This window comes from Nocardia anocheti (genome assembly GCF_029675105.1).
In the GTDB taxonomy this organism is placed as follows: Bacteria; Actinomycetota; Actinomycetes; order Mycobacteriales; family Mycobacteriaceae; genus Nocardia.
On the sequence record NZ_JAQQFV010000006.1, the window covers coordinates 151,136 to 171,185 of the forward strand.

The window sequence follows — 20,050 nt, forward strand, 5'->3', positions numbered from 1 at the left end:
CAGCAAGGGATTTTATCTGTTACTACTCGTGCGTAACGTGCGAAGGGCCGCGGCACGCTTCGATCTCCCCCTCATGAAGACCGAAACGCCGGCGCGGCCGAACGCGCCGTCCCGGGCGGAAAGACCCGCCCGGGACGGCGATTCACCAGGTGTTCTCCGGCTACCGCAGGGCCGCCGCGGCGGTCACCAGGTTGCGCAGCGACGCCTCGACCTCCACCGGGCCGCGGGTCTTGAGGCCGCAGTCCGGGTTCACCCAAAGGCGCTCGGCGGGAACGGCTTTCAGCGCCGCGGTGAGCGAGGTGGTGATCTCCTCCACCGAGGGCACCCGCGGGGAGTGGATGTCGTAGACGCCCGGACCCACGCCGAGCGCGAAGCCCGCCGCGTTCAGGTCGTCGAGGACCTCCATGTGCGAACGCGCCGCCTCGATCGAGGTGACATCGGCGTCCAGGCCCGCGATGGCCGAGATGACCTCGCCGAACTCCGAGTAGCACAGGTGGGTGTGCACCTGGGTGGTGTCGGCGACACCGGCGGTGGACAGGCGGAACGAGTCCACCGACCACTGCAGGTAGGCGGGCTGGTCGGCCGCGCGCAGCGGCAGCAGCTCGCGCAGGGCGGGTTCGTCGACCTGGATGACGCGGGTGCCCTGGGCCTCCAGGTCCACCGTCTCGTCGCGGATCGCCAGGGCGACCTGGCGGGCCGACTCGCCCAGCGGCTGGTCGTCACGCACGAACGACCAGGCCAGGATGGTGACCGGGCCGGTGAGCATGCCCTTGACCGGCTTGGTGGTCAGCGACTGGGCGTAGCCGATCCACGACAGGGTCATCGGCTCGGGCCGTGAGACGTCACCGAACAGGATCGGCGGGCGCACGCAGCGGGTGCCGTAGGACTGCACCCAGCCGTTCTCGGTGGCGGCGAAGCCGTCGAGCAGCTCGGCGAAGTACTGCACCATGTCGTTGCGCTCGGGCTCGCCGTGCACCAGCACGTCCAGGCCCAGCTTCTCCTGCAGGGTGATCACGTCGGCGATCTCGGCCTGCATCCGGCGCACGTACTCGGCCTCGTCGATCTCGCCCTTGCGCAGCGCGGCGCGGGCCAGGCGGATCGCCGAGGTCTGCGGGTAGGAGCCGATGGTGGTGGTCGGCAGCACCGGCAGGTCGAGGTGCTCGCGCTGCAGCGCGCGACGCTCGTCGGCGGGCAGGCGGGTCAGGTCGCTCTCGTCGAGGGCGGCCAGACGGGCCCGGACCTGCTCGACGTGCAGGCGCGGATCGGTGCGCCGCGACTCGGCGGCGTCGCGCGCGGCGGCCAGCTCGGCGGCCACCGCGTCGGTGCCGGTGGTGAGCGCGGTCGCCAGCACCCGCACCTCGGCGACCTTCTCGGCGCCGAAGGCCAGCCACGAGCGCAGCCGCTCGTCCAGGCCGGTCTCGGGGGTCAGCGAGTACGGCACGTGCAGCAGCGAGGACGAGCTGGACACGGCCACCGAACCCGCGCTGCCCAGCAGGGTGCCCAGGGTGCTCAGCGCGGCGTCGAGGTCGGTGCGCCAGATGTTGCGACCGTCGACGACGCCCGCCACGACCAGCTTGTTCGCCAGCGCGGGCAGCGCGGCGAGATCGGCCACCCGGGTGCCCGCGGTGAAGTCGACGGCCACGCCCTCGATGTCGGTGTCGGCCAGCGCGCCCAGGGCGGCGTCGGGGTGCCCGAAGTAGGTGGCGACCAGGATCGCCGGGCGCTGCGGCACCGCCGCGAGCTTGGTGTAGGTGTCGCGCACGAGGGCGACCTCGGCGTCGGTGAGGTCGGTGACCAGCACCGGCTCGTCGATCTGCACCCACTGCGCGCCCGCGTCGGCGAGCTGGGTCAGCAGGTCGCTGTAGAGGGCGACCAGCTCGGGCAGGCGGTCCAGGGCCGCGCCGTCGGCGGTCTTGGCCAGCTTCAGGAAGGTGATCGGGCCGACCACCACCGGGCGGGCGGGGACGTCGAGCTCGATCGCCTCGGCCAGCTCCGCGAGCAGCTTCTCGGGGTTGAGCGAGAAGGTGGTCGCGGCGTCGATCTCGGGGACCAGGTAGTGGTAGTTGGTGTCGAACCACTTGGTCATCTCGAGCGGGGCGACGGTGTCGGTACCGCGCGCGGCCGCGAAGTAGCGGTCCAGCGGGTCGTCGATCCCGGCGACGCGCGGCGGCAGGGCGCCGAGCAGCACGGCGGTGTCGAGCACCTGGTCGTAGTAGGAGAAGGTGCCCACCGGCACCGAGTCCAGACCCGCCTCGCGCAGCGTGAGCAGCTGGGCGCGGCGCAGCTCCCGGCCGACGGTGTGCAGGTGGCCCGCGTCGGCGCGGCCCGCCCAGTAGGACTCGGTCGCGCGCTTGAGTTCCCGGTTCGGGCCCACCCGGGGCAGACCGAGAACCGTTGCGGTGAAAGGAGTGTGCGAAACAGTCACGGAAGTTTCTCCAGTGCGGTACGGACGGCCCTCACCATGCGGGCAGACGCCAACCGCCGGACCGTCGACCGGTCGTGCGGGGCACGCTCGGTGTCGGTCTGTGGGTGGTCCGCGCGCCCGATCCACGAGGCGGTGGCCGCCGGATACGGCGTATCCGGCACAGTCGGCAGGTCTTCGGACTCGCGGGCACCGGTCGTGTGTGTCGACCGACCTACTGGCCGTCGCTTCCCGGACGCGGAGTCCAGTGCGTGATGACGGCGGTCGTTCCCGCATACCGCTGCGGGACAGTCCCGGATTCTCACCGGGTTCCCTCTCACCCGGCGCCGGAGAACCGGCGGCGGGCTCGACACCGGCGCGGGAGGTCGGGGCTCCGACTCTTCCACCGCGCAGGCGAACCAGCTGCGCCCACCAGCATAGGGGGTCGCGGGCCCCGCGCTCACCCGGACGTCCGGAACAGGGGCCTGACCTGCGTGTCGGCGACCCGCCGCCGACCGCACCGACCCCGGCCCCGCACGGTGAGATGTGACGGCCCGATTACCGTGACTTCGCAGGTCGGGGGGCATCGGATGTGAAGACCATGGCGAAGTCACCTGGCGTGCCGAACCCCGCTCACGCGCCGGGTACCGTAGGCCAATGTTCTCGAAAGTCTTGGTCGCCAATCGCGGCGAGATCGCCATCCGCGCCTTCCGCGCCGCCTACGAACTAGGCATCGGAACGGTCGCGGTGTTCCCGTATGAGGATCGCAACTCCGTGCACCGCCTCAAGGCGGCCGAGTCGTATCAGATCGGTGAGGAAGGTCACCCCGTGCGGGCCTACCTCTCGATCGAGGCGATCGTGGAGGCGGCCAAGTCGGCCGGTGCCGACGCGATCTACCCGGGTTACGGCTTCCTGTCGGAGAATCCCGATCTGGCCGCGGCCTGCGCGCGCGAGGGCATCACCTTCATCGGGCCCTCGGCCGAGGTGCTCGAGATGGCGGGCAACAAGGCCACCGCGATCGAGGCCGCGCGGACCGCGGGTCTGCCGGTGCTGAAATCCAGCGAACCCTCCGCCGACATCGACCAGTTGCTGGCCGCCTCCGCCGAGCTCGAGTACCCGATCTTCGTCAAGGCCGTGGCCGGTGGTGGTGGTCGCGGTATGCGCCGCGTCGCCGCGCCCGAGCAGCTGCGCGAGTCGATCGAGGCGGCCTCGCGCGAGGCCGAGTCGGCCTTCGGTGACCCGACGGTGTTCCTCGAGCAGGCCGTGGTGAACCCGCGCCACATCGAGGTGCAGATCCTGGCCGACCAGCACGGCAATGTCATGCACCTGTTCGAGCGCGACTGTTCGGTGCAGCGCCGCCACCAGAAGGTCATCGAGCTCGCGCCCGCGCCGAACCTGGATCCCGCACTGCGCGAGCGCATCTGCGCCGACGCGGTGGCCTTCGCCCGCCAGATCGGCTACAGCTGCGCGGGCACCGTGGAGTTCCTGCTCGACGAGCGCGGCAACCACGTGTTCATCGAGATGAACCCGCGCATCCAGGTCGAGCACACGGTGACCGAGGAGATCACCGACGTCGACCTCGTGCAGGCGCAGATGCGCATCGCGGCGGGGGAGACCCTGGCCGATCTGGGCCTGAGTCAGGAGACCGTGTCGATTCGCGGCGCGGCCCTGCAGTGCCGGATCACCACCGAGGACTCGGCCAACGGCTTTCGTCCCGACACCGGCCGCATCACCGCCTACCGCACCCCCGGCGGTGCCGGTATCCGGCTCGACGGTGGCGCGAACCTGGGCGCGGAGATCGGCGCCTACTTCGACTCCATGCTGGTCAAGCTCACCTGCCGCGGCCGTGACCTGCCCGCCGCCGCCGCGCGCGCCCGCCGGGCCCTGGCCGAGTTCCGCATCCGTGGCGTGACGACGAACATCCCGTTCCTGCTGGCCGTGCTCGACGACCCCGATTTCCAGGCGGGCCGCGTCACCACCTCGTTCATCGACGAGCGCCCGCAGCTGCTCACCTCGCGCGGCTCGGCCGACCGTGGCACCAAGATCCTGAGCTACCTCGCCGACGTGACCGTCAACAAGCCGCACGGCGAGCGCCCGACCACGGTGTACCCGTACGACAAACTGCCCGCGATCGACCTGACGCTGCCGCCGCCGGACGGGTCGCGCCAGCGCCTGCTCACCCTCGGCCCCGAGGGTTTCGCACGGGCCCTGCGCGAGCAGAAGGCGCTCGGCGTCACCGACACCACCTTCCGTGACGCGCACCAGTCGCTGTTGGCGACCCGCGTGCGCACCAACGGTCTGCTGGGTGTGGCGGGGCACGTCGCGCGACTGACACCGGAACTGCTCTCGATCGAGGCGTGGGGTGGCGCGACTTACGATGTGGCGCTGCGCTTCCTGCACGAGGACCCGTGGGAGCGGCTGGCCGCGCTGCGCGAGGCGGTGCCCAACATCTGCCTGCAGATGCTGCTGCGCGGGCGCAACACCGTGGGCTACACGCCGTACCCCGAGCAGGTGACGCGCGCGTTCGTCTCCGAGGCGGCGACCACCGGTATCGATATCTTCCGCATCTTCGACGCGCTCAACAATGTCGACCAGATGCGGCCCGCCATCGACGCCGTGCGCGAAACCGGTACGGCCATCGCGGAAGTCGCGTTGAGTTACACCGGCGATCTGCTCGATCCGAACGAGTCGCTCTACACCCTCGACTACTACTTGAAGTTGGCCGAGCAGATCGTGGACGCGGGTGCGCATGTGCTCGCGATCAAGGACATGGCCGGTCTGCTGCGCGCGCCCTCGGCGGCGAAACTCGTTACCGCGCTGCGTAGTAACTTCGATCTGCCGGTGCACGTGCACACTCATGACACCCCGGGTGGTCAGCTCGCGACCTATCTGGCCGCGTGGCAGGCCGGTGCGGACGCGGTCGATGGTGCCTCGGCCGCCATGGCGGGTACCACCTCGCAGCCCGCGCTGTCGGCGATCGTCGCCGCGACCGCGCACACCGAGCGTGATACCGGGCTGAATCTCCAGAACGTGTGTGATCTCGAGCCGTACTGGGAGGCGCTGCGCAAGGTGTACGCGCCGTTCGAGTCGGGTCTTCCGGCGCCGACCGGGCGTGTCTACACCCACGAGATCCCGGGTGGTCAGCTGTCGAATCTGCGTCAGCAGGCGATCGCGCTCGGCCTCGGTGACCGGTTCGAGGAGGTCGAGGCCAAGTACGCGGCGGCCGACCGGCTGCTGGGTCGCCTGATCAAGGTGACCCCGTCGTCGAAGGTCGTCGGTGATCTGGCCTTGGCCCTGGTGGGTTCCGGAGTCGAGATCGAGGACTTCGCCGCCGACCCGGGCCGCTACGACATCCCGGATTCGGTGATTGGTTTCCTACGTGGCGAACTCGGTACCCCGGCCGGTGGCTGGCCCGAACCGTTCCGCAGCAAGGCCCTCGCGGGGCGCAACGAGCCCAAGCCCGAGGTTCCGCTGACCCCGGCGGACCAGAAGGGGCTCGACGGGTCCTCGCTGGAGCGTCGCGACACCCTCAACCGGCTGCTGTTCCCCGGCCCGGCCGCGGAGTTCCGCACGCACCGGGAGAAGTACGGCGACACTACCGGCCTGTCGGAGAACCAGTTCTTCTACGGTCTGCGCCGTGGTGAGGAACATCGGGTGCAGTTGGAGAAGGGTGTCACGCTGCTCATCGGTTTGGAGGCGATCTCGGAGCCGGATGAGAAGGGGATGCGCACGGTCATGTGCATCATGAACGGGCAGTTGCGTCCGATCGCGGTGCGGGACCGGTCGATCGCCTCGGAGGTTCCGGTGGCGGAGAAGGCCGACAAGAACAATCCGGGTCATATCGCCGCGCCGTTCGCGGGTGTGGTCACCCTGGCCGTGGCCGAGGGCGACGAGATCCACGCGGGCGACACCATCGGCACCATCGAAGCGATGAAGATGGAGGCCGCCATCACCGCGCCGCGCGCGGGCGTGGTCGGCCGGATCGCCACCGCCAAGGTGCAGCAGGTCGAGGGCGGCGACCTGCTGGTGGAACTGGCCGCGCGCGAGTCGGAATGACCCGCATCGTCGCGGGAACGGCCGGTGGGCGGCGCCTGAAGGTGCCGCCCGCCGGGACCCGGCCCACCTCCGACCGGGTGCGCGAGGCGCTGTTCAGCGCCATCGACGCCCGGCTCGACCTCGACGGCACGCGCGTGCTCGACCTCTACGCGGGGTCGGGCGCGCTCGGCCTGGAAGCCCTCTCGCGCGGCGCCGCGCACGCGTTGCTGGTCGAATCCGACCGCAAGGCCGCCGCCGTGGTCCGCGCCAACATCACCGACCTGGGCCTCCCCGGCGCCGAACTGCGCCAGGGCACCGTGGGCACGGTGCTCGCCCACCCCGCCCCCGACGGCTACGACGTGGTCTTCGCCGACCCGCCCTACGACGTGAGCACCGCCGACGTCACCGCCGACCTCACCGCCCTGGCCACCAACGGCTGGCTCGCCCCCGAAGCCCTGGTGATCGTCGAACGCTCCATCCGCACCCCCGAAATCACCTGGCCCCCAGGCTATGCGCCGCTGAAGGCCCGCAGATACGGGGAGACCAGAATCGAACTCGCCGAGTTCGGTGCTAGCGTCTGAGCCATGGCAGCTGCACTGTGCCCCGGCTCGTTCGACCCGGTCACCAATGGTCATCTCGATGTGTTCACGCGCGCGGCCGCGCAGTTCGACGAGGTGATCGTCACGGTGAACGTGAACCCCAAGAAGCAGGGGATGTTCACCGTCGAGGAGCGGATGGAACTGCTGCGGGACGCGGTGGGGCACCTGCCCAATGTGCGCGTCGCCTCCTGGCAGGGGCTGACCGTCGACTTCGCCAAGCAGGAGGGCGTCACCGCGATCGTCAAGGGTCTGCGCGACGCCGGAGACTTCGGCTACGAACTGCAGATGGCCCAGATGAACCACAAGCTCGCCGGAGTCGACACCTTCTTCATCGCCACCAACCCCGCCCTGAGCTTCCTGTCCAGTTCCCTGGTCAAGGAAGTGGCGGCCTACGGCGGCGACGTCAGCGACATGCTCCCGCCCTCGGTCCACAAGCGCCTGCTCGACCGCATCGCCGAGCGCAAGAACGCCTAGAACAACCCGCGTAGGGCCAGGAAGCGGAGGCCGCCGACGGCGGCGGTGATGCCGAGGACGACCAGGGCCTGGACGGTGTCGCCGAGGCCGGGTGCCCAGACGCCGATGGCCGCCAGGCCCGCGGTGGTGATGCCGAGGCCGAGCAGCGCCAGGCCGCCGCCCTCCCACTGCGCGGTGAACCAGCTGACGCGGTCGGTGGCGTGGAAGGTGAGCTGACGGTGTAGCTCGTTGGCTAGCACGGTGCTCACGATCGAGCCGACGACATTGGCGATCAGTGGGCCGACGCCGACCATGGCGAAGAACAGCAGCACGTAGGCGATATTGCTGGACCCGCCGACCAGCGCGAAGCGGATGAGCTGCGGCAGGGCGCGGTCACCGCGCAGGTAGCGCAGGGCCTTGTGCACGCGCGGGCGCACCGGCACCGGCGCGACGACCAGCGGCAGCGGGTTCGCGAAGGGGGTGAACATGCCCGCGACGTGCAGCACCGAGGGCCTCGGTGACTCGAGGACGGTCATGATTCGACTCCGATCGCAAGGAACAGACGTCGAGAGGAACAACAGCGAAAAGCGTGTGGAACTTCCCGGCGACGGCGTTGTCGTGCCCGTTGATGGTAGCCGAAGTGGAGGGCTTCACTCCACTTGATATCCGTGCGATCTAGGACACTGTCGCGACACACCGCGCCGACATTCGGCACAGGCGCCCGCGACGGGCACACTGGGCGGCGGCGGTAGTGGTTTCGCCGTGAGTCAGCAGGAGGGTAGTGAGCATGTATCGCGTATTCGAAGCACTCGACGAACTGGTCGCCATCGTCGAAGAGGCGCGCGGCATCCCGCCGACCCGCAGCTGCATCGTGCCGCGCGGTGACGTCCTCGAACTGCTCGACGACGTCCGCGACGCCCTGCCCGGTGAGCTCGACGACGCCCAGGACGTCCTCGACCACCGCGACAAGATCGTCGGCGACGCCCGGTCCGGGGCCGAGGCCACCGTCACCGCGGCCGACGAACAGGCCCGCACCACCATCGAGACGGCCCGCACCGAGGCCGATCGCATCCTCGCCGACGCCAAGGCGCACGCCGACCGGATGGTCGCCGAGGCCACCGCGCACGCCGACCGGCTGGTCAGCACCGCCCAAGCCGAGGCCGACCAGGTGATCGCCGACGGCAACGCCGAGTACGACGAACTCACCGGCCGCGCCCAGGTGGACGCCGATCGGGCCATCGAGTCCGGCAAGGCCTCCTACGAGCGCTCGGTCGCCGACGGCCTGGCCGAGCAGGCCCGCCTGGTCTCGCAGACCGAGGTCGTGCGGGCCGCGCACCTGGAATCGGCCCGGCTCATCGACGACGCCCAGGCCGAGGCCGACCGGGTCCGCGCCGAATGCGACGACTACGTCGACGAGCGGATGGGCGACTTCGACGGCAAGCTGGCCGCGCTGGAGGAGACTCTCAACACCACCCGCCGCACCATCACCCGCGGCCGCCAGCACATGCGCGGCGCCCCCGCCGGTGACTACCCGGAATACGCCGCCGAGCACCGCCGCTGAGCGCACCGCGCGTTTTGGGTTCCGCCGGGGTCCTGCCGTACTGTTGAGTGGTTGCCCATCATCCCCTCGACGGTAAGTGAGTCAGTGATGTCCGCCGGTTCCGGTTCATCCGCGCGTCCACGCAAGGCCAACGGCCCTGTGTCCGACGCGGGTTTCGTGCTGGACGTCCGCAGTCTCGGCCGCAGGCCGGGGACCATGCGGGAGCTGCGTCGCACTGTCACCGACCACGAGCGGCTGGGTCTCGACCTGATCGCCATCCCGGCCGAGGCCGCGGTGGAACTCGACCTGCAGCTGCAGGCCGTCTCGGAGGGCGTGCTGGTCACCGGCACGGCGTCCGGGCCGACGGTGGGGGAGTGCTCGCGCTGCCTCGAACCGTTCGACGATCGGGTGGAGATTCGTCTGACCGAGCTGTTCGCCTACCCGGACAGCACCACCGAGCAGACGACCGAGGACGACGAGGTCTACCGCATGGAAGACGACCTCATCGACCTCGAACCGGTGATCCTCGACGCCATCGGGCTGGAGCTTCCGCTGCAGCCCCTGTGCACCCCGGACTGCGCGGGCCTGTGCCCCGAGTGCGGTGTGCGGATGGCGATTGCGGGTTCCGATCATGGGCATGAGATACTGGACCCTCGCTGGGCGAAGTTGGCGAGTTTCGCCACGGATACGCCCGGCACCGGCGACCCCGCTGAGGGTTCCACCACCCCAGACCAACCCGCTCCCGGGGCAGACGATGCCCCTGTGGTCAGCGAAAACACAGAGGAGAAGTAGCCGTGGCTGTTCCCAAGCGCCGGATGTCCCGTTCCAACACCCGGTCGCGGCGCAGCCAGTGGAAGGCCGTCGCGCCGACCCTGGTCACCTGCCCGAACCGTGCCTGCGGTGAGAAGACCCTCCCGCACATCGCGTGCCCGTCCTGCGGCACCTACAAGGGCCGCCAGGTCACCTCCGCTGTCTGATTCGTGACAGCGAGCAAAGACACAGTAGGCGCGGCCGATCACGCCAGCCTGCTCACCGCCCTCGGCGTCGACGTACGACCGGAGCTTCTGCGCCTCGCGCTGACGCACCGGTCGTACGCGTACGAGAACGGCGGTCTGCCGACCAACGAGCGCCTCGAGTTCCTCGGCGACTCGGTCCTCGGCCTCAGCATCACCGAGCGCCTCTACACCGAGCACCCGGACAAGTCCGAGGGTGAACTCGCCAAGCTGCGCGCCAGTGTGGTGAACATGCACGCGCTCGCCGAGGTGGCGCGTGGTCTCGGTGACGGCGGCCTCGGCCAGTACCTGCTGCTCGGTAAGGGCGAAGAGCTCACCGGCGGCCGGGACAAGCCGAGCATCCTCGCCGACGGCATGGAATCGCTGCTGGGCGCCGTGCATCTCGAGCACGGCATCGAGGTGGCCCGTGGCGTCGTGCTGCGCCTGTTCGCCGAACTGCTCGAGCGTGGCCCCCGCATGGGCGCCGGACTCGACTGGAAGACCAGCCTGCAGGAGCTCACCGCCGAACGCGGTCTGGGCGTGCCCGCCTACGAGATCACCTCCACCGGCCCGGACCACAACAAGGAGTTCACCGCCACCACGGTGATCGCCGGTCGTCCGTACGGCCAGGGCATCGGCCGTTCCAAGAAGGAAGCCGAGCAGAAGGCCGCCGGGACCGCCTACCAGGCGCTCACCGACGAGCCCGTGGCTACCGAGTGACCACGCAGGCCCTCGAGGGCACTCGCGACGGGGCGGCCTGATCCGTGCCCGAACTGCCCGAGGTCGAGGTGGTGCGGCGCGGTCTGGCCGAGCACGCCGTGGGGCGTGCCATCGAGAACATCGTCGTCACCCATCCGAGGGCTGTGCGCAGGCACGCCCCGGGTGGTGCCGATCTGGCCGCCCGGCTCACCGGGCTGCGCATCGAGGCCGCCCAGCGTCGCGGCAAGTACCTGTGGCTCACCTTCGACGAGCCCGACACCGCGCTGATCGTGCACCTGGGGATGAGCGGGCAGATGCTCGTGCAACCCGAGGGCGCGCCCCTGGAGAAGCACGCCCATATCCGCGCCGGACTCGGTGACGGCACCGAGCTGCGCTTCGTGGACCAGCGCACCTTCGGCGGGTGGGCGCTGGGCGAACTCGTCGAGGTGGACGGCACCCTGGTGCCCGACTCGGTCGCCCACATCGCCCGCGATCCGCTCGATCCCCGGTTCGACCGCGAGGCCGCGGTGGCCGCCATCCGGGCAAAGAACACCGAGATCAAACGGGTGCTGCTGGACCAGACCGTGGTCTCGGGCATCGGCAACATCTACGCCGACGAGGCGCTGTGGCGGGCGGGCCTGCACGGTACCCGGATCGCCGCGGACCTGACCCGGCCCGTCGTGCGCACACTGCTCGACGGCGTCACCGCGGTCATGAGCGAAGCGCTGGCCGTCGGCGGCACGTCCTTCGACGCGCTGTATGTGAACGTGAACGGTGAATCCGGCTATTTCTCCCGGTCACTGGCCGCCTACGGGCGCGAGAACGAACCCTGCGATCGGTGCGGCGCGACGATCCTGCGGGAGTCGTTCATGAACCGATCCTCGTACTTCTGCCCGAAGTGCCAGCGACGTCCACGCGTGGTACGACGCTGAGCGGCGACGCGCTCGGGACGGCGGCGCGGGCGATCACGATGGTCGGCGCAGACCCCACTCGTGCAGCGACGTGAAGACCGCGTCCAGGCTTCTCCCCTCCGCGGTGATGCGGTAGGTCACCTGCGGCGGCGTGGTCGCCGCGACCTCGCGCTCGACGAGACCCGCCCGTACGAGGGCCTTGAGCTCGCTGGAGAGCACCTTCTGGGAGATGCCGGGCACTCGGCGCTGCAAATCGGCGTAACGGCGCTCCTGTCGAAGCAGCTCCCACAAGATGAGCATCGTCCACTTCCCGCCGACGAGGTCGATCGTGCGCCGTACCGTCTCGGCGCAGTAGTCACCGTCGAATTCGCTGGTCCCGTCCATTTCCTACTTTCAGGTTCGTTGGTGGCGCGCAAGTGCCTTCTTGCCATCGTGCACGGCGCGGCGCATCGTCGTACCTGTCAGCAAACATCGAGCAGGAGGAATTCATGCCGATCGTCAACCTCGATATTGTCCCCGAGCTCATGTCGGGAGACCGGGACGCGCAGTATCAGCGCATCGCCGCCGGGATCACCGACGCGGTCGTCGCCGCCACCGGAGCCCCCGCGGAGTCGGTACACGTCCTGATCAACGAGGTGTCCTACGCCAAGTACGCCGTCGGCGGCACGATGCTGCGCGACAAGATCGCGGCTCAGCCGCCGGTGAACTGACCGATGCGGGACAAGTGTCGGCGGAAGCCACGCCGCCGCTGATCCGAGCGCGCTACCGTTTCTGGTGACGGGTCGTGACCGGCCGGGTCCGTGCAGGAGGACGTTATGCGCAAGCTGACCTATTTCGTGGCATCGACGATCGACGGGTTCATCGCCGCCGAGGACGGGACACTGGATTTCTTCCCCGTCGGCGGCGACCACGGGCCCTCGATCATCACCCAGTACCCCGAGACGCTGCCGACCAAGGTGCGCGAGGCGCGCGGGATCGCGGCGGGCAATGTCTACTTCGACACCGTGATCATGGGTCGCAAGACCCACGACTTCGGCGTGCGGACCGGTACGGCCAGTCCGTACGAGCATCTGCGCCAGTACGTGGTGTCCACGACGCTGCCGGAGTCGCCCGCGCCCGGCGTGGAGGTGATCGGGTCCGATCCGGTGGGGGCGGTGCGGGAGCTCAAACATGAAGCGGGGCTGGGGATCTGGCTCTGCGGTGGCGGTGAGCTGGCCCAGACGCTGCTGCCCGAGATCGACCAGGTGTTCCTCAAGCTGTACCCGGTGGTGCTGGGTACCGGGCGCCCGCTGTTCGGTGGTGGGGCGAAATTGCCCGCGCCGGAACGGTTCCGGGTGATCACCAGCCGGGTGTACGCCGACGGCGTCGCCTTCCTCAAATACGGCCGGATCAGGTAGCCGATGACGGCGGGCGCTCCCGGTCCGGTCGCGGCCCTGCGCGAGATCGCGTTCTGGCTCGAACGCGAGCGCGCCGAGACGCACCGCGTGAAGGCCTACCGCCGGGCCGCCGACGTGCTCGCCGCCCTGCCCGCCGCCGAATTCGCCTCGCGTGCCCGCGAACACAGCTGGCGCGAACTCACCGGCATCGGTCCCAAGACCGCGGCCGTGATCGAGCAGGCCCAAGCGGGTGCGGTGCCCGACTATCTCGCCGACCTGCGCGCCTCGGCCGAGCCCATCGCCCCCGCTGGTGCCGCGCTGCGCAGGAGCCTGCGCGGTGATCTGCACACCCACTCCGACTGGTCCGACGGCGGCAGTCCGATCGCGGAGATGATGGCGGTGGCCGCCGCGCTCGGGCACGAGTACTGCGCGCTGACCGATCACTCGCCCCGGCTGAAGGTGGCCAACGGGCTGTCCGCCGAGCGGTTGCGCCGCCAGCTCGACGTGGTCGCCGAGCTCAACGAGCAGCTGGCGCCGTTCCGCGTACTCACCGGCATCGAGGTCGACATCCTCGACGACGGCAGCTTGGATCAGGACCCGGAGCTGCTCGACCGCCTCGACATCGTCGTGGCCAGCGTGCACTCACGCCTGCGCGACGACAGCGCCACGATGACCCGACGCATGGTCAACGCCGTCGCCAACCCGCACGTCGACATCCTCGGGCACTGCACGGGCCGTCTGGTGACGGGTGGTCGGGGCACCCGGCCGGAGTCCAGTTTCGACGCCGAACTGGTCTTCGAGGCGTGCCGCCGCTACGGCACGGCCGTGGAGATCAACAGCAGGCCCGAACGCCGTGACCCGCCGGGACGGCTGATCGAGCTGGCGGTGGAGATGGAGTGCTGTTTCAGCATCGACACCGACGCGCACGCGCCGGGGCAGCTGGACTGGCAGGGCTACGGCTGTGAGCGCGCGCTCGCGCACGGCGTGGAGGCCGAGCGGGTGATCGACACCTGGCCGGTCGAGGAGCTGCTCGCGTGGACGGCGGCGCCCACCGGGTGAAGTCCGGTCGAACAGTTGATGTCGGCGCGTTCCGGGGCGGATCCGGCTGGTAGACATACGGATACGCGTAACCGGGTCGAGGTGGGGGGCCGATGGGGGATTTTCCGGTCGATGTCGTCCTGTCGCTGATCGGTCTGGTCGTGGCGGTCGCCGCGTTCCTGCGCGAGTTCGTGTTCGTCGGCCGCAAGCGCCTCGGCTACCGGGTGCAGATGAACACCCCGGCCAGTCGGATCCTGGAGGACCCGAACGCCGCGCCGCCACCGAACAACGGCCCGGCGGCACCGCGATCGGTCGTCCTCATCCGGATCGAGAACGACGGCAACGCCACCATCGAGGACGGCGACTACGGCAGCACCGGCAGGCCACGGCTGTCGTTCCCGCAGCACCGGGTGAGCGTGGTGGAGGTGACCGAGCGGGTCGACCAGTCCGGGGCGCCGGTGCAGCCGCTGAGCCCGGCGCTGCGCGGGATCGCCGCGGGCACCGACGACGACGGGCACGCCGAGATCGTGCTGCCCGCCGAACGACTCGAACGCGGGGAGCACTACAAGGTGCTGGCCGTGCTGGAAGGTCCGGCGCCCGATCCGCTGGATCGCAACGCCACCAAGGTCATCCAAAAGGTCGGGAGTCTGAAGGGTGGGCGATTCGTGCTCACCTCGAGTGGATCGCGGCGGGAGCCCGCGCTGCTCGGCCTGAGCGTGTTCCTGGCCCTGGTGGTGCTGACCCAGTTGCTGGTGGCGGTGCTGCGCGCCGATCCGCCCCCGCGCGACTGCGCCGAGGGCGCGTTGACGGTCGTCGGGTCGACCGCGCTGGCCCCGGCGATCCGCCGAGCGGCGCAGAACTACGAGAAGACCTGCACCGGCGCCCGATTCAGCTTCGATTTCACCGGCACCGAACCCGGGTTGCGCGCGTTGACCCGGGAGGGGGAGACGCCGGGAATGCTCGCGATCGGCGACGGCGGCAAGGGCACCTCGTTCGCGTCACTGACCGAGCATCCGCTGGTACGGAGCTCGTTCTCGATCGTGGTGCATCCGGCCGTCGGCCCGCGCGATCTCAGCACCGCGCAGATCCGCGACCTCTATCGCGGAAACATCCGGAACTGGAACGAGATCGGCGGGCCCGATCTGCCGGTGGTGCTAATCGACCGCACCGCGGGCTCGGGGACGCGTCGCGCGCTCGAGGCGCGACTGCTCGAGGACAACCGGAAGGTGTTCCGCTACACCAGCTGCGTGGGGATGGCGCCGGGCGGACCGCAGTGCGAGGTGGACCTCACCGAGGAAGTGGCTACGTTCGTTGCCAAAATCCCTGGCGCGGTGGGCTATCTGGAGACCTCCGCCGTGGACGCGCGGGTGTCGGCCGTGTCGATCGACGGCGTCGCGCCCACGCGGGAGACCGTGCGCGCTGGCGCGTATCCGTTCACCGGCGTGGAATACGCGTACACCCACGGACCGGTCGCCGGTGATTCGCTGGTGACCCAGTTCCTGGACTATCTGACCCGCGGTAAGGCCAGGCTCACCATGATCGAGTTCGGCAACATACCGTGTGATGCCGAGTCCGAACCGAAATTCTGTACGCCGTAGACCGGCACTGACGGCGGAATCTCCTGTCTCGGTGCGATATCGCCGACACGATTTCGCGTGCCGCCACTGGTTTACTCTCCGGTAGCGGGGTACGTTCCATCACGGCCACTCTGTTCAGCGGGTGCGCATTCCGGCCATCTCTTGTCGAACGCAAGTGTTGCGAGGTTGTGTCCCTGGAAGGAAGGTCATGAGTGCAGACATGTCGGCAATGTCGCCGACCGGGTTCTTCGAGAACCCACTGCGTATCGCGATGGTTGTTCCCCCGTATTTCGATGTACCCCCCAAGGCGTACGGCGGCGTGGAGGCCGTGGTCGCCGATCTGGTCGACTCGCTCTGTGAGCGCGGCCATCACGTCACCCTCTTCGGCGCGGGCGAGCCGGGAACCAAGGCGAACTTCGTCCCGCTGTGGGACCGGATCCAGCCCGAGCGGCTGGGTGATCCGTTCCCCGAGATCGTCCACGCGCTGCGGGTGCGCCGCGCGATCGAGCGCCTGGCCGAGACCGAAGGCGTGGACCTGGTCCACGACCACACCTTCGCCGGTCCGCTCAACGCGCCCGCCTACGCCGATCTGGGCCTGCCCACGGTGGTCACCGTGCACGGCCCGGTGCAGGACGACTGCTACCGGTACTACCGCGAACTGGGCCAGGAGTGCTCGCTGGTGGCCATCAGCGACCGTCAGCGCGCGCTGGCCCCCGACCTGCCGTGGGCGGGCCGGGTGCACAACGCGCTGCGCCCCGAGCAGTGGCCGTACCAGACCGAAAAGCAGGACTACGCCCTGTTCCTCGGCCGGTTCAGCGCCGACAAGGGCCCGCACCTGGCGCTGGACGCCGCCCACGCGGCGGGCATCCCGCTGATCCTGGCGGGCAAGTGCAGCGAGGCGCCGGAGAAGGCCTACTTCGAGGAGTTCGTCGCCCCCCGGATGACCGACGCGGATCAGATGTTCGGCCTCGCCGACGCGGCGGCCAAGCGTAAACTCCTGTCCGGAGCTCGGTGTCTGCTGTTCCCCATCCGCTGGGAGGAGCCGTTCGGCATGGTGATGATCGAGGCGATGATCTGCGGCACGCCCGTGGTGGCGTTGCGCGGTGGCGCGGTGAGCGAAGTGGTGGTCGACGGGGTCACCGGGCGGATCTGTGACGATCCGGCCGAATTGCCCGCCGCCATCGCCGAAGTCGCGACCTACGACCCGGCCGCCTGCCGGGCCCACGTGGTCGACCACTTCGGCGCCGACACCCTCGGCCGCGGCTACGAGCAGGTGTACCGCGATCTGCTGGCGCGCACCACGATCGGTGGCGTCGGCGACGGGTACGAGCTGCCGATGCCCGTCGGGGCGGCCAGCGGGCGCGCATGAGTCAGGAAGACGGGTCGCCGAGCCCGCTCAACGCGGGGGAACCCGCGGGGCTCGGCGGCAGCGGGGGGAATGTCACCCTCGTCGAAGGCGGCACGTTCTGCCTGTCCGACCGGCTCGGTGACATCGAGCCGGGCAAGCCCCAGGGCCTGTTCTTCCGGGATGCCCGGGTGATCTCGCGCTGGGAGCTGATGATCGACGGCAAGCGGCCCGAGCCGCTGTCGGTGCTGAGTCCGGAGGCCTTCGCGGCGCGGTTCGTGCTGCGCAGGCCCCCGCAGCAGGGCCGCGCCGACAGCACCCTGCTGGTGGTGCGCGACCGGCTCGTCGCCGACGGCATGCACGAGCTGATCACCCTGGACAACATGAGCCGCGAGGCCACCGCGGTGGTGCTCGAGCTGCACGTGGACGCCGATTTCGTCGACCTGTTCTCGGTGAAGGAAGGGCGGATGGGCAGCCACCGCTCGGAGATGACGACCTCCGACGGCGAACTGCTGCTGCACGACCGCACCGATCTCTCGCGCGGGCTGGCGCTGACCTCCTCCATCGAGCCGATGGTGTTGCCCGGCACCATGATCTGGCGCGTCGTCGTGCCCGCGGGTGGACGCTGGCAGACCGAGATCACCGCCGCGCCCGCCGGGGCGGCGCAGCGTCCGCAGACCCAGGGCACGCCCAAGGAGCGCTACCGCGACAGCGAACCGGTGCGCAAGATCCAGGCCTGGCGGGCCACCGCCACCGACATCAGCGCCGACTACGGCCTGCTCAACCGGGTGCTGAGGCGCAGCGAGAGCGACCTGGGCGCGTTGCAGATCCACACCGACTCCGGCACCGGTCGGCCCTTCGTCGCCGCCGGTGCGCCGTGGTTCATGACGCTGTTCGGGCGCGACTCGCTGCTCACGGCCTGGATGTCGCTGCCGCTGGAAACCGATCTGGCCCTGGGCACCCTGCAACAGCTCGCCGAACTGCAAGGGCAGACGGTCGATCCGCTGGTGGAGGAGGAGCCGGGGCGCATCATGCACGAGATGCGCCGCGGCCCCGCGGTGGGTCAGGTGCTGGGCGGGCAGATCTACTACGGCACCGTCGACGCCACCCCGCTGTTCGTCATGCTGCTCGCCGAATGTCTGCGCTGGGGCGCGGAACCGGCGTCGATCGCGACGCTGCTGCCCGCCGCCGACGCCGCCATCGGCTGGATCACCGATTTCGGTGACCGCGACGACGACGGTTTCGTGGAGTACGTGCGCGCCACCGATCGCGGCCTGATCAACCAGGGCTGGAAGGACAGCTTCGACGGGATCAACGACGCCGCGGGCCATATCGCGCAGGCGCCGATCGCGCTGTGCGAGGTGCAGGGCTATGTCTACGCGGCCTACCTGGCCCGCGCCGAGCTGGCCGACGCCTTCGACGACACCGTCCTCGCCACCCGGATGCGCGAGCGCGCCGCGGAACTGCGGACCAAGTTCGCCGAGCAGTTCTGGCTACCGCACTACGGCTGGTACGCCGTCGCGCTCGACGGCAGCAAGCGCCAGATCGACGCGCTCACCAGCAATGCCGCGCACTGCCTGTGGTCGGGCATCGCCACCGACGAGCACGCCGAGATCCTCATCCGCAATCTGGCGACGGCGGATATGGATTCGGGCTTCGGCCTGCGCACCCTGGCCTCGAACATGGGCGCCTACAACCCGATGAGCTACCACTGCGGCTCGATCTGGCCGCACGACACGGCCATCGCGGTCGCCGGGCTCATGCGCTACCAGCACGTGCCCGGCGCGGTGGAACTGGCGACCAAGCTCGCGGGCGGATTGCTCGACGCGGCAGCCGCTTTCGACGGCCGACTGCCCGAGCTGTTCTGCGGTTTCCCGCGCGCCCGCTTCCAGGCACCCGTGCCCTACCCCACCTCCTGCTCACCGCAGGCGTGGGCCAGCGCGGCCCCGCTCCTACTGGTGCGCTCGTTCCTCGGCCTCGACCCGGACGTCCCGGGCCGCACCCTCACCGTGCGCCCCCAGGTGCCTCCGACCTGGGGTTGCGTCCGGCTCTCGGAGTTCCGACTCGGGGACGCCACGGTGGACCTGGAGGTCTGCGGGTCGGCGGTGACGGTGACAGGTCTGCCCGAGGGGTGGGCGTTGATCACCGACGAAAGCCGCTGACACATCGACATTCTCGGGGCCGAACCCGGCCGGGTCCGGCCCCGAGGTGTGTTCAGGCCCCGACGGGGAACCGGTCGTCGAGGGCGAGGTTGAGTTCGACGACGTTGACGCGGGGTTCGCCGAGGAAGCCGAGGGTGCGGGCTTCGGTGTGTTCGGCGACCACCGCACGGATCTGGTCGGGGGTGAGGCCGCGTTCCCTGGCTACTCGGGCGACCTGGATGGCCGCGTAGGCGGGGGAGATGTGGGGGTCGAGGCCGCTGCCGCTGGCGGTCACCGCGTCGGCGGGGACGGGTGGAGCGGTGGGGGCGTCGCCGGGGATGGGGATGATTCGGCCCATCGAATAGTCCTCGCCGTCGTGCGCGCAGTCCACCGTGACACCTCGGAAGGTGGGCAGGAACGGTCGCGCCGGGCACAGCTCGTTGACGCTGACCACGCGCACCGGCCGGGCGACGTCACCGTCGGGCTCGCGCGGGCCGATCACCGAGAGCACGGCGCCCACCCCGTCTTTCGTGCAGAACGGGCGGCGGCCGTCGACCCCCTCACGGTCGCCGACCTCCTTCGAGCGGGCGCACACGGTGGTGAGCAGGCTGGTGCGGGCGGCGGTGTCGACGATGTCCTCCGGGCCGAGATTGCTCGCCGCGGTGGACAGTGGGTCGTAGCCCTCGCCCGCGGCCGAGGGACGGCTCTGGAAGTAGCGGGGCAGGGCGGTGCCGTCGGCATCGGTGAACGACTGCCCGATCAGGCTCGAACCCACCACGGTGCCGTCGCGGTACAGCAGTGAACCTTCGGCCCGGTCGTCGAGGCCGGGTAGCTGCCCGACCGCGAACACCGCGACGGGATAGACGATTCCGGTGATCACCGTCAGCACGAGCAGCGCGCGCAGGGCGGCCAGGTGCTGGCGGATCCAGGTGGCGGTACGCAT

General features: G+C 70.0%; 18 protein-coding genes and 1 riboswitch. Of the genes, 14 read left to right on the forward strand and 4 right to left on the reverse strand.

The genetic code is table 11. From position 1 onward, the window contains the following. Window positions 1-160 precede the first annotated feature (160 nt). A complete protein-coding gene (gene metE, locus QC180_RS17390) occupies window positions 161-2,425 on the reverse strand; it encodes a 5-methyltetrahydropteroyltriglutamate--homocysteine S-methyltransferase (protein WP_278263807.1) in 2,265 nt (754 codons plus the stop codon). Between the two features lie 148 nt (window positions 2,426-2,573). Continuing rightward, window positions 2,574-2,776: riboswitch (cobalamin riboswitch) on the reverse strand. A 282-nt stretch (window positions 2,777-3,058) separates the two neighbouring features. On the opposite strand from metE, the gene QC180_RS17395 reads away from it, so the two are divergent. The 3 genes from QC180_RS17395 to coaD are packed head-to-tail and all read left to right on the forward strand — an operon-like array spanning window position 3,059 to window position 7,509. Further along, entirely contained in the window at window positions 3,059-6,457 is a 3,399-nt protein-coding gene (locus QC180_RS17395; RefSeq protein WP_278263808.1) for a pyruvate carboxylase, read from the forward strand. Then, window positions 6,454-7,017 (forward strand): 16S rRNA (guanine(966)-N(2))-methyltransferase RsmD, encoded by a 564-nt coding sequence (gene rsmD, locus QC180_RS17400; RefSeq protein ID WP_278263809.1) that lies wholly within the window; start codon window positions 6,454-6,456, stop codon window positions 7,015-7,017. Before QC180_RS17395 ends, rsmD begins: the two co-directional genes overlap by 4 nt. Before the next feature lie 3 nt (window positions 7,018-7,020). Then, entirely contained in the window at window positions 7,021-7,509 is a 489-nt protein-coding gene (gene coaD / locus QC180_RS17405; protein ID WP_278263810.1) for a pantetheine-phosphate adenylyltransferase, read from the forward strand. Here coaD and QC180_RS17410 read toward each other — a convergent pair. Then, window positions 7,506-8,024 (reverse strand): GtrA family protein, encoded by a 519-nt coding sequence (locus QC180_RS17410; protein WP_278263811.1) that lies wholly within the window; start codon window positions 8,022-8,024, stop codon window positions 7,506-7,508. The two genes, coaD and QC180_RS17410, sit on opposite strands and share 4 nt — an antisense overlap. 251 nt (window positions 8,025-8,275) lie before the next feature. On the opposite strand from QC180_RS17410, the gene QC180_RS17415 reads away from it, so the two are divergent. The 5 genes from QC180_RS17415 (at window position 8,276) to mutM (ending at window position 11,651) form a co-directional block, all read left to right on the forward strand. Next, window positions 8,276-9,049, forward strand: a complete 774-nt coding sequence (locus tag QC180_RS17415; RefSeq protein ID WP_278263812.1) for a DivIVA domain-containing protein — start codon at window positions 8,276-8,278, stop codon at window positions 9,047-9,049. A gap of 87 nt (window positions 9,050-9,136) precedes the next feature. Continuing rightward, entirely contained in the window at window positions 9,137-9,820 is a 684-nt protein-coding gene (locus QC180_RS17420; RefSeq protein ID WP_278263813.1) for a YceD family protein, read from the forward strand. Window positions 9,821-9,822: 2 nt separating this feature from the next. Continuing rightward, a complete protein-coding gene (rpmF, locus tag QC180_RS17425) occupies window positions 9,823-10,005 on the forward strand; it encodes a 50S ribosomal protein L32 (protein ID WP_138447171.1) in 183 nt (60 codons plus the stop codon). A gap of 3 nt (window positions 10,006-10,008) precedes the next feature. Further along, entirely contained in the window at window positions 10,009-10,740 is a 732-nt protein-coding gene (gene rnc, locus QC180_RS17430) for a ribonuclease III (protein ID WP_278263814.1), read from the forward strand. A 44-nt stretch (window positions 10,741-10,784) separates the two neighbouring features. After that, on the forward strand, window positions 10,785-11,651 hold the full coding sequence (gene mutM, locus QC180_RS17435; protein ID WP_278263815.1) for a bifunctional DNA-formamidopyrimidine glycosylase/DNA-(apurinic or apyrimidinic site) lyase: 867 nt from the start codon (window positions 10,785-10,787) through the stop codon (window positions 11,649-11,651). Window positions 11,652-11,684: 33 nt separating this feature from the next. On the opposite strand, the gene QC180_RS17440 is transcribed toward mutM, so the two are convergent. Then, complete coding sequence (locus QC180_RS17440) at window positions 11,685-12,014, reverse strand: winged helix-turn-helix transcriptional regulator (protein ID WP_278263816.1); 330 nt, start codon at window positions 12,012-12,014, stop codon at window positions 11,685-11,687. A 104-nt stretch (window positions 12,015-12,118) separates the two neighbouring features. Here QC180_RS17440 and QC180_RS17445 point away from each other — a divergent pair, with 104 nt between their 5' ends. The 6 genes from QC180_RS17445 (at window position 12,119) to QC180_RS17470 (ending at window position 19,128) form a co-directional block, all read left to right on the forward strand. Then, window positions 12,119-12,340: a 2-hydroxymuconate tautomerase gene (locus tag QC180_RS17445; RefSeq protein ID WP_278263817.1), complete on the forward strand. Its 222-nt coding sequence runs from the start codon at window positions 12,119-12,121 to the stop codon at window positions 12,338-12,340. Window positions 12,341-12,445: 105 nt separating this feature from the next. Continuing rightward, window positions 12,446-13,027, forward strand: coding sequence for a dihydrofolate reductase family protein (locus tag QC180_RS17450; protein ID WP_278263818.1), 582 nt, complete (start codon window positions 12,446-12,448; stop codon window positions 13,025-13,027). A gap of 3 nt (window positions 13,028-13,030) precedes the next feature. Continuing rightward, window positions 13,031-14,065 carry a PHP domain-containing protein gene (locus tag QC180_RS17455; protein WP_278263819.1) on the forward strand — a complete coding sequence of 345 codons (1,035 nt, stop codon included), beginning with the start codon at window positions 13,031-13,033 and terminating at the stop codon, window positions 14,063-14,065. Window positions 14,066-14,157: 92 nt separating this feature from the next. Then, a complete protein-coding gene (locus QC180_RS17460) occupies window positions 14,158-15,642 on the forward strand; it encodes a PstS family phosphate ABC transporter substrate-binding protein (protein WP_278263820.1) in 1,485 nt (494 codons plus the stop codon). A 187-nt stretch (window positions 15,643-15,829) separates the two neighbouring features. Beyond that, window positions 15,830-16,990, forward strand: coding sequence for a glycosyltransferase family 4 protein (locus QC180_RS17465; RefSeq protein WP_278263821.1), 1,161 nt, complete (start codon window positions 15,830-15,832; stop codon window positions 16,988-16,990). Next, on the forward strand, window positions 16,987-19,128 hold the full coding sequence (locus QC180_RS17470; protein ID WP_278263822.1) for an amylo-alpha-1,6-glucosidase: 2,142 nt from the start codon (window positions 16,987-16,989) through the stop codon (window positions 19,126-19,128). The genes QC180_RS17465 and QC180_RS17470 overlap by 4 nt, the downstream gene beginning before the upstream one ends. Before the next feature lie 52 nt (window positions 19,129-19,180). Here QC180_RS17470 and QC180_RS17475 read toward each other — a convergent pair whose 3' ends face one another. Beyond that, complete coding sequence (locus QC180_RS17475; RefSeq protein ID WP_278263823.1) at window positions 19,181-20,050, reverse strand: potassium-transporting ATPase subunit C; 870 nt, start codon at window positions 20,048-20,050, stop codon at window positions 19,181-19,183.

Excerpts from the sequence above, each read along its gene's own strand:
- QC180_RS17395 (WP_278263808.1), top strand. The coding sequence starts at position 3,059 with ATGTTCTCGAAAGTCTTGGTCGCCAATCGCGGCGAGATCGCCATCCGC.
- rsmD (WP_278263809.1), top strand. The coding sequence starts at position 6,454 with ATGACCCGCATCGTCGCGGGAACGGCCGGTGGGCGGCGCCTGAAGGTG.
- coaD (WP_278263810.1), top strand. The coding sequence starts at position 7,021 with ATGGCAGCTGCACTGTGCCCCGGCTCGTTCGACCCGGTCACCAATGGT.
- QC180_RS17410 (WP_278263811.1), bottom strand. The coding sequence starts at position 8,024 with ATGACCGTCCTCGAGTCACCGAGGCCCTCGGTGCTGCACGTCGCGGGC.
- QC180_RS17415 (WP_278263812.1), top strand. The coding sequence starts at position 8,276 with ATGTATCGCGTATTCGAAGCACTCGACGAACTGGTCGCCATCGTCGAA.
- QC180_RS17420 (WP_278263813.1), top strand. The coding sequence starts at position 9,137 with ATGTCCGCCGGTTCCGGTTCATCCGCGCGTCCACGCAAGGCCAACGGC.
- QC180_RS17440 (WP_278263816.1), bottom strand. The coding sequence starts at position 12,014 with ATGGACGGGACCAGCGAATTCGACGGTGACTACTGCGCCGAGACGGTA.
- QC180_RS17445 (WP_278263817.1), top strand. The coding sequence starts at position 12,119 with ATGCCGATCGTCAACCTCGATATTGTCCCCGAGCTCATGTCGGGAGAC.
- QC180_RS17450 (WP_278263818.1), top strand. The coding sequence starts at position 12,446 with ATGCGCAAGCTGACCTATTTCGTGGCATCGACGATCGACGGGTTCATC.
- QC180_RS17455 (WP_278263819.1), top strand. The coding sequence starts at position 13,031 with ATGACGGCGGGCGCTCCCGGTCCGGTCGCGGCCCTGCGCGAGATCGCG.
- QC180_RS17460 (WP_278263820.1), top strand. The coding sequence starts at position 14,158 with ATGGGGGATTTTCCGGTCGATGTCGTCCTGTCGCTGATCGGTCTGGTC.
- QC180_RS17465 (WP_278263821.1), top strand. The coding sequence starts at position 15,830 with ATGAGTGCAGACATGTCGGCAATGTCGCCGACCGGGTTCTTCGAGAAC.
- QC180_RS17470 (WP_278263822.1), top strand. The coding sequence starts at position 16,987 with ATGAGTCAGGAAGACGGGTCGCCGAGCCCGCTCAACGCGGGGGAACCC.
- QC180_RS17475 (WP_278263823.1), bottom strand. The coding sequence starts at position 20,050 with ATGCGTACCGCCACCTGGATCCGCCAGCACCTGGCCGCCCTGCGCGCG.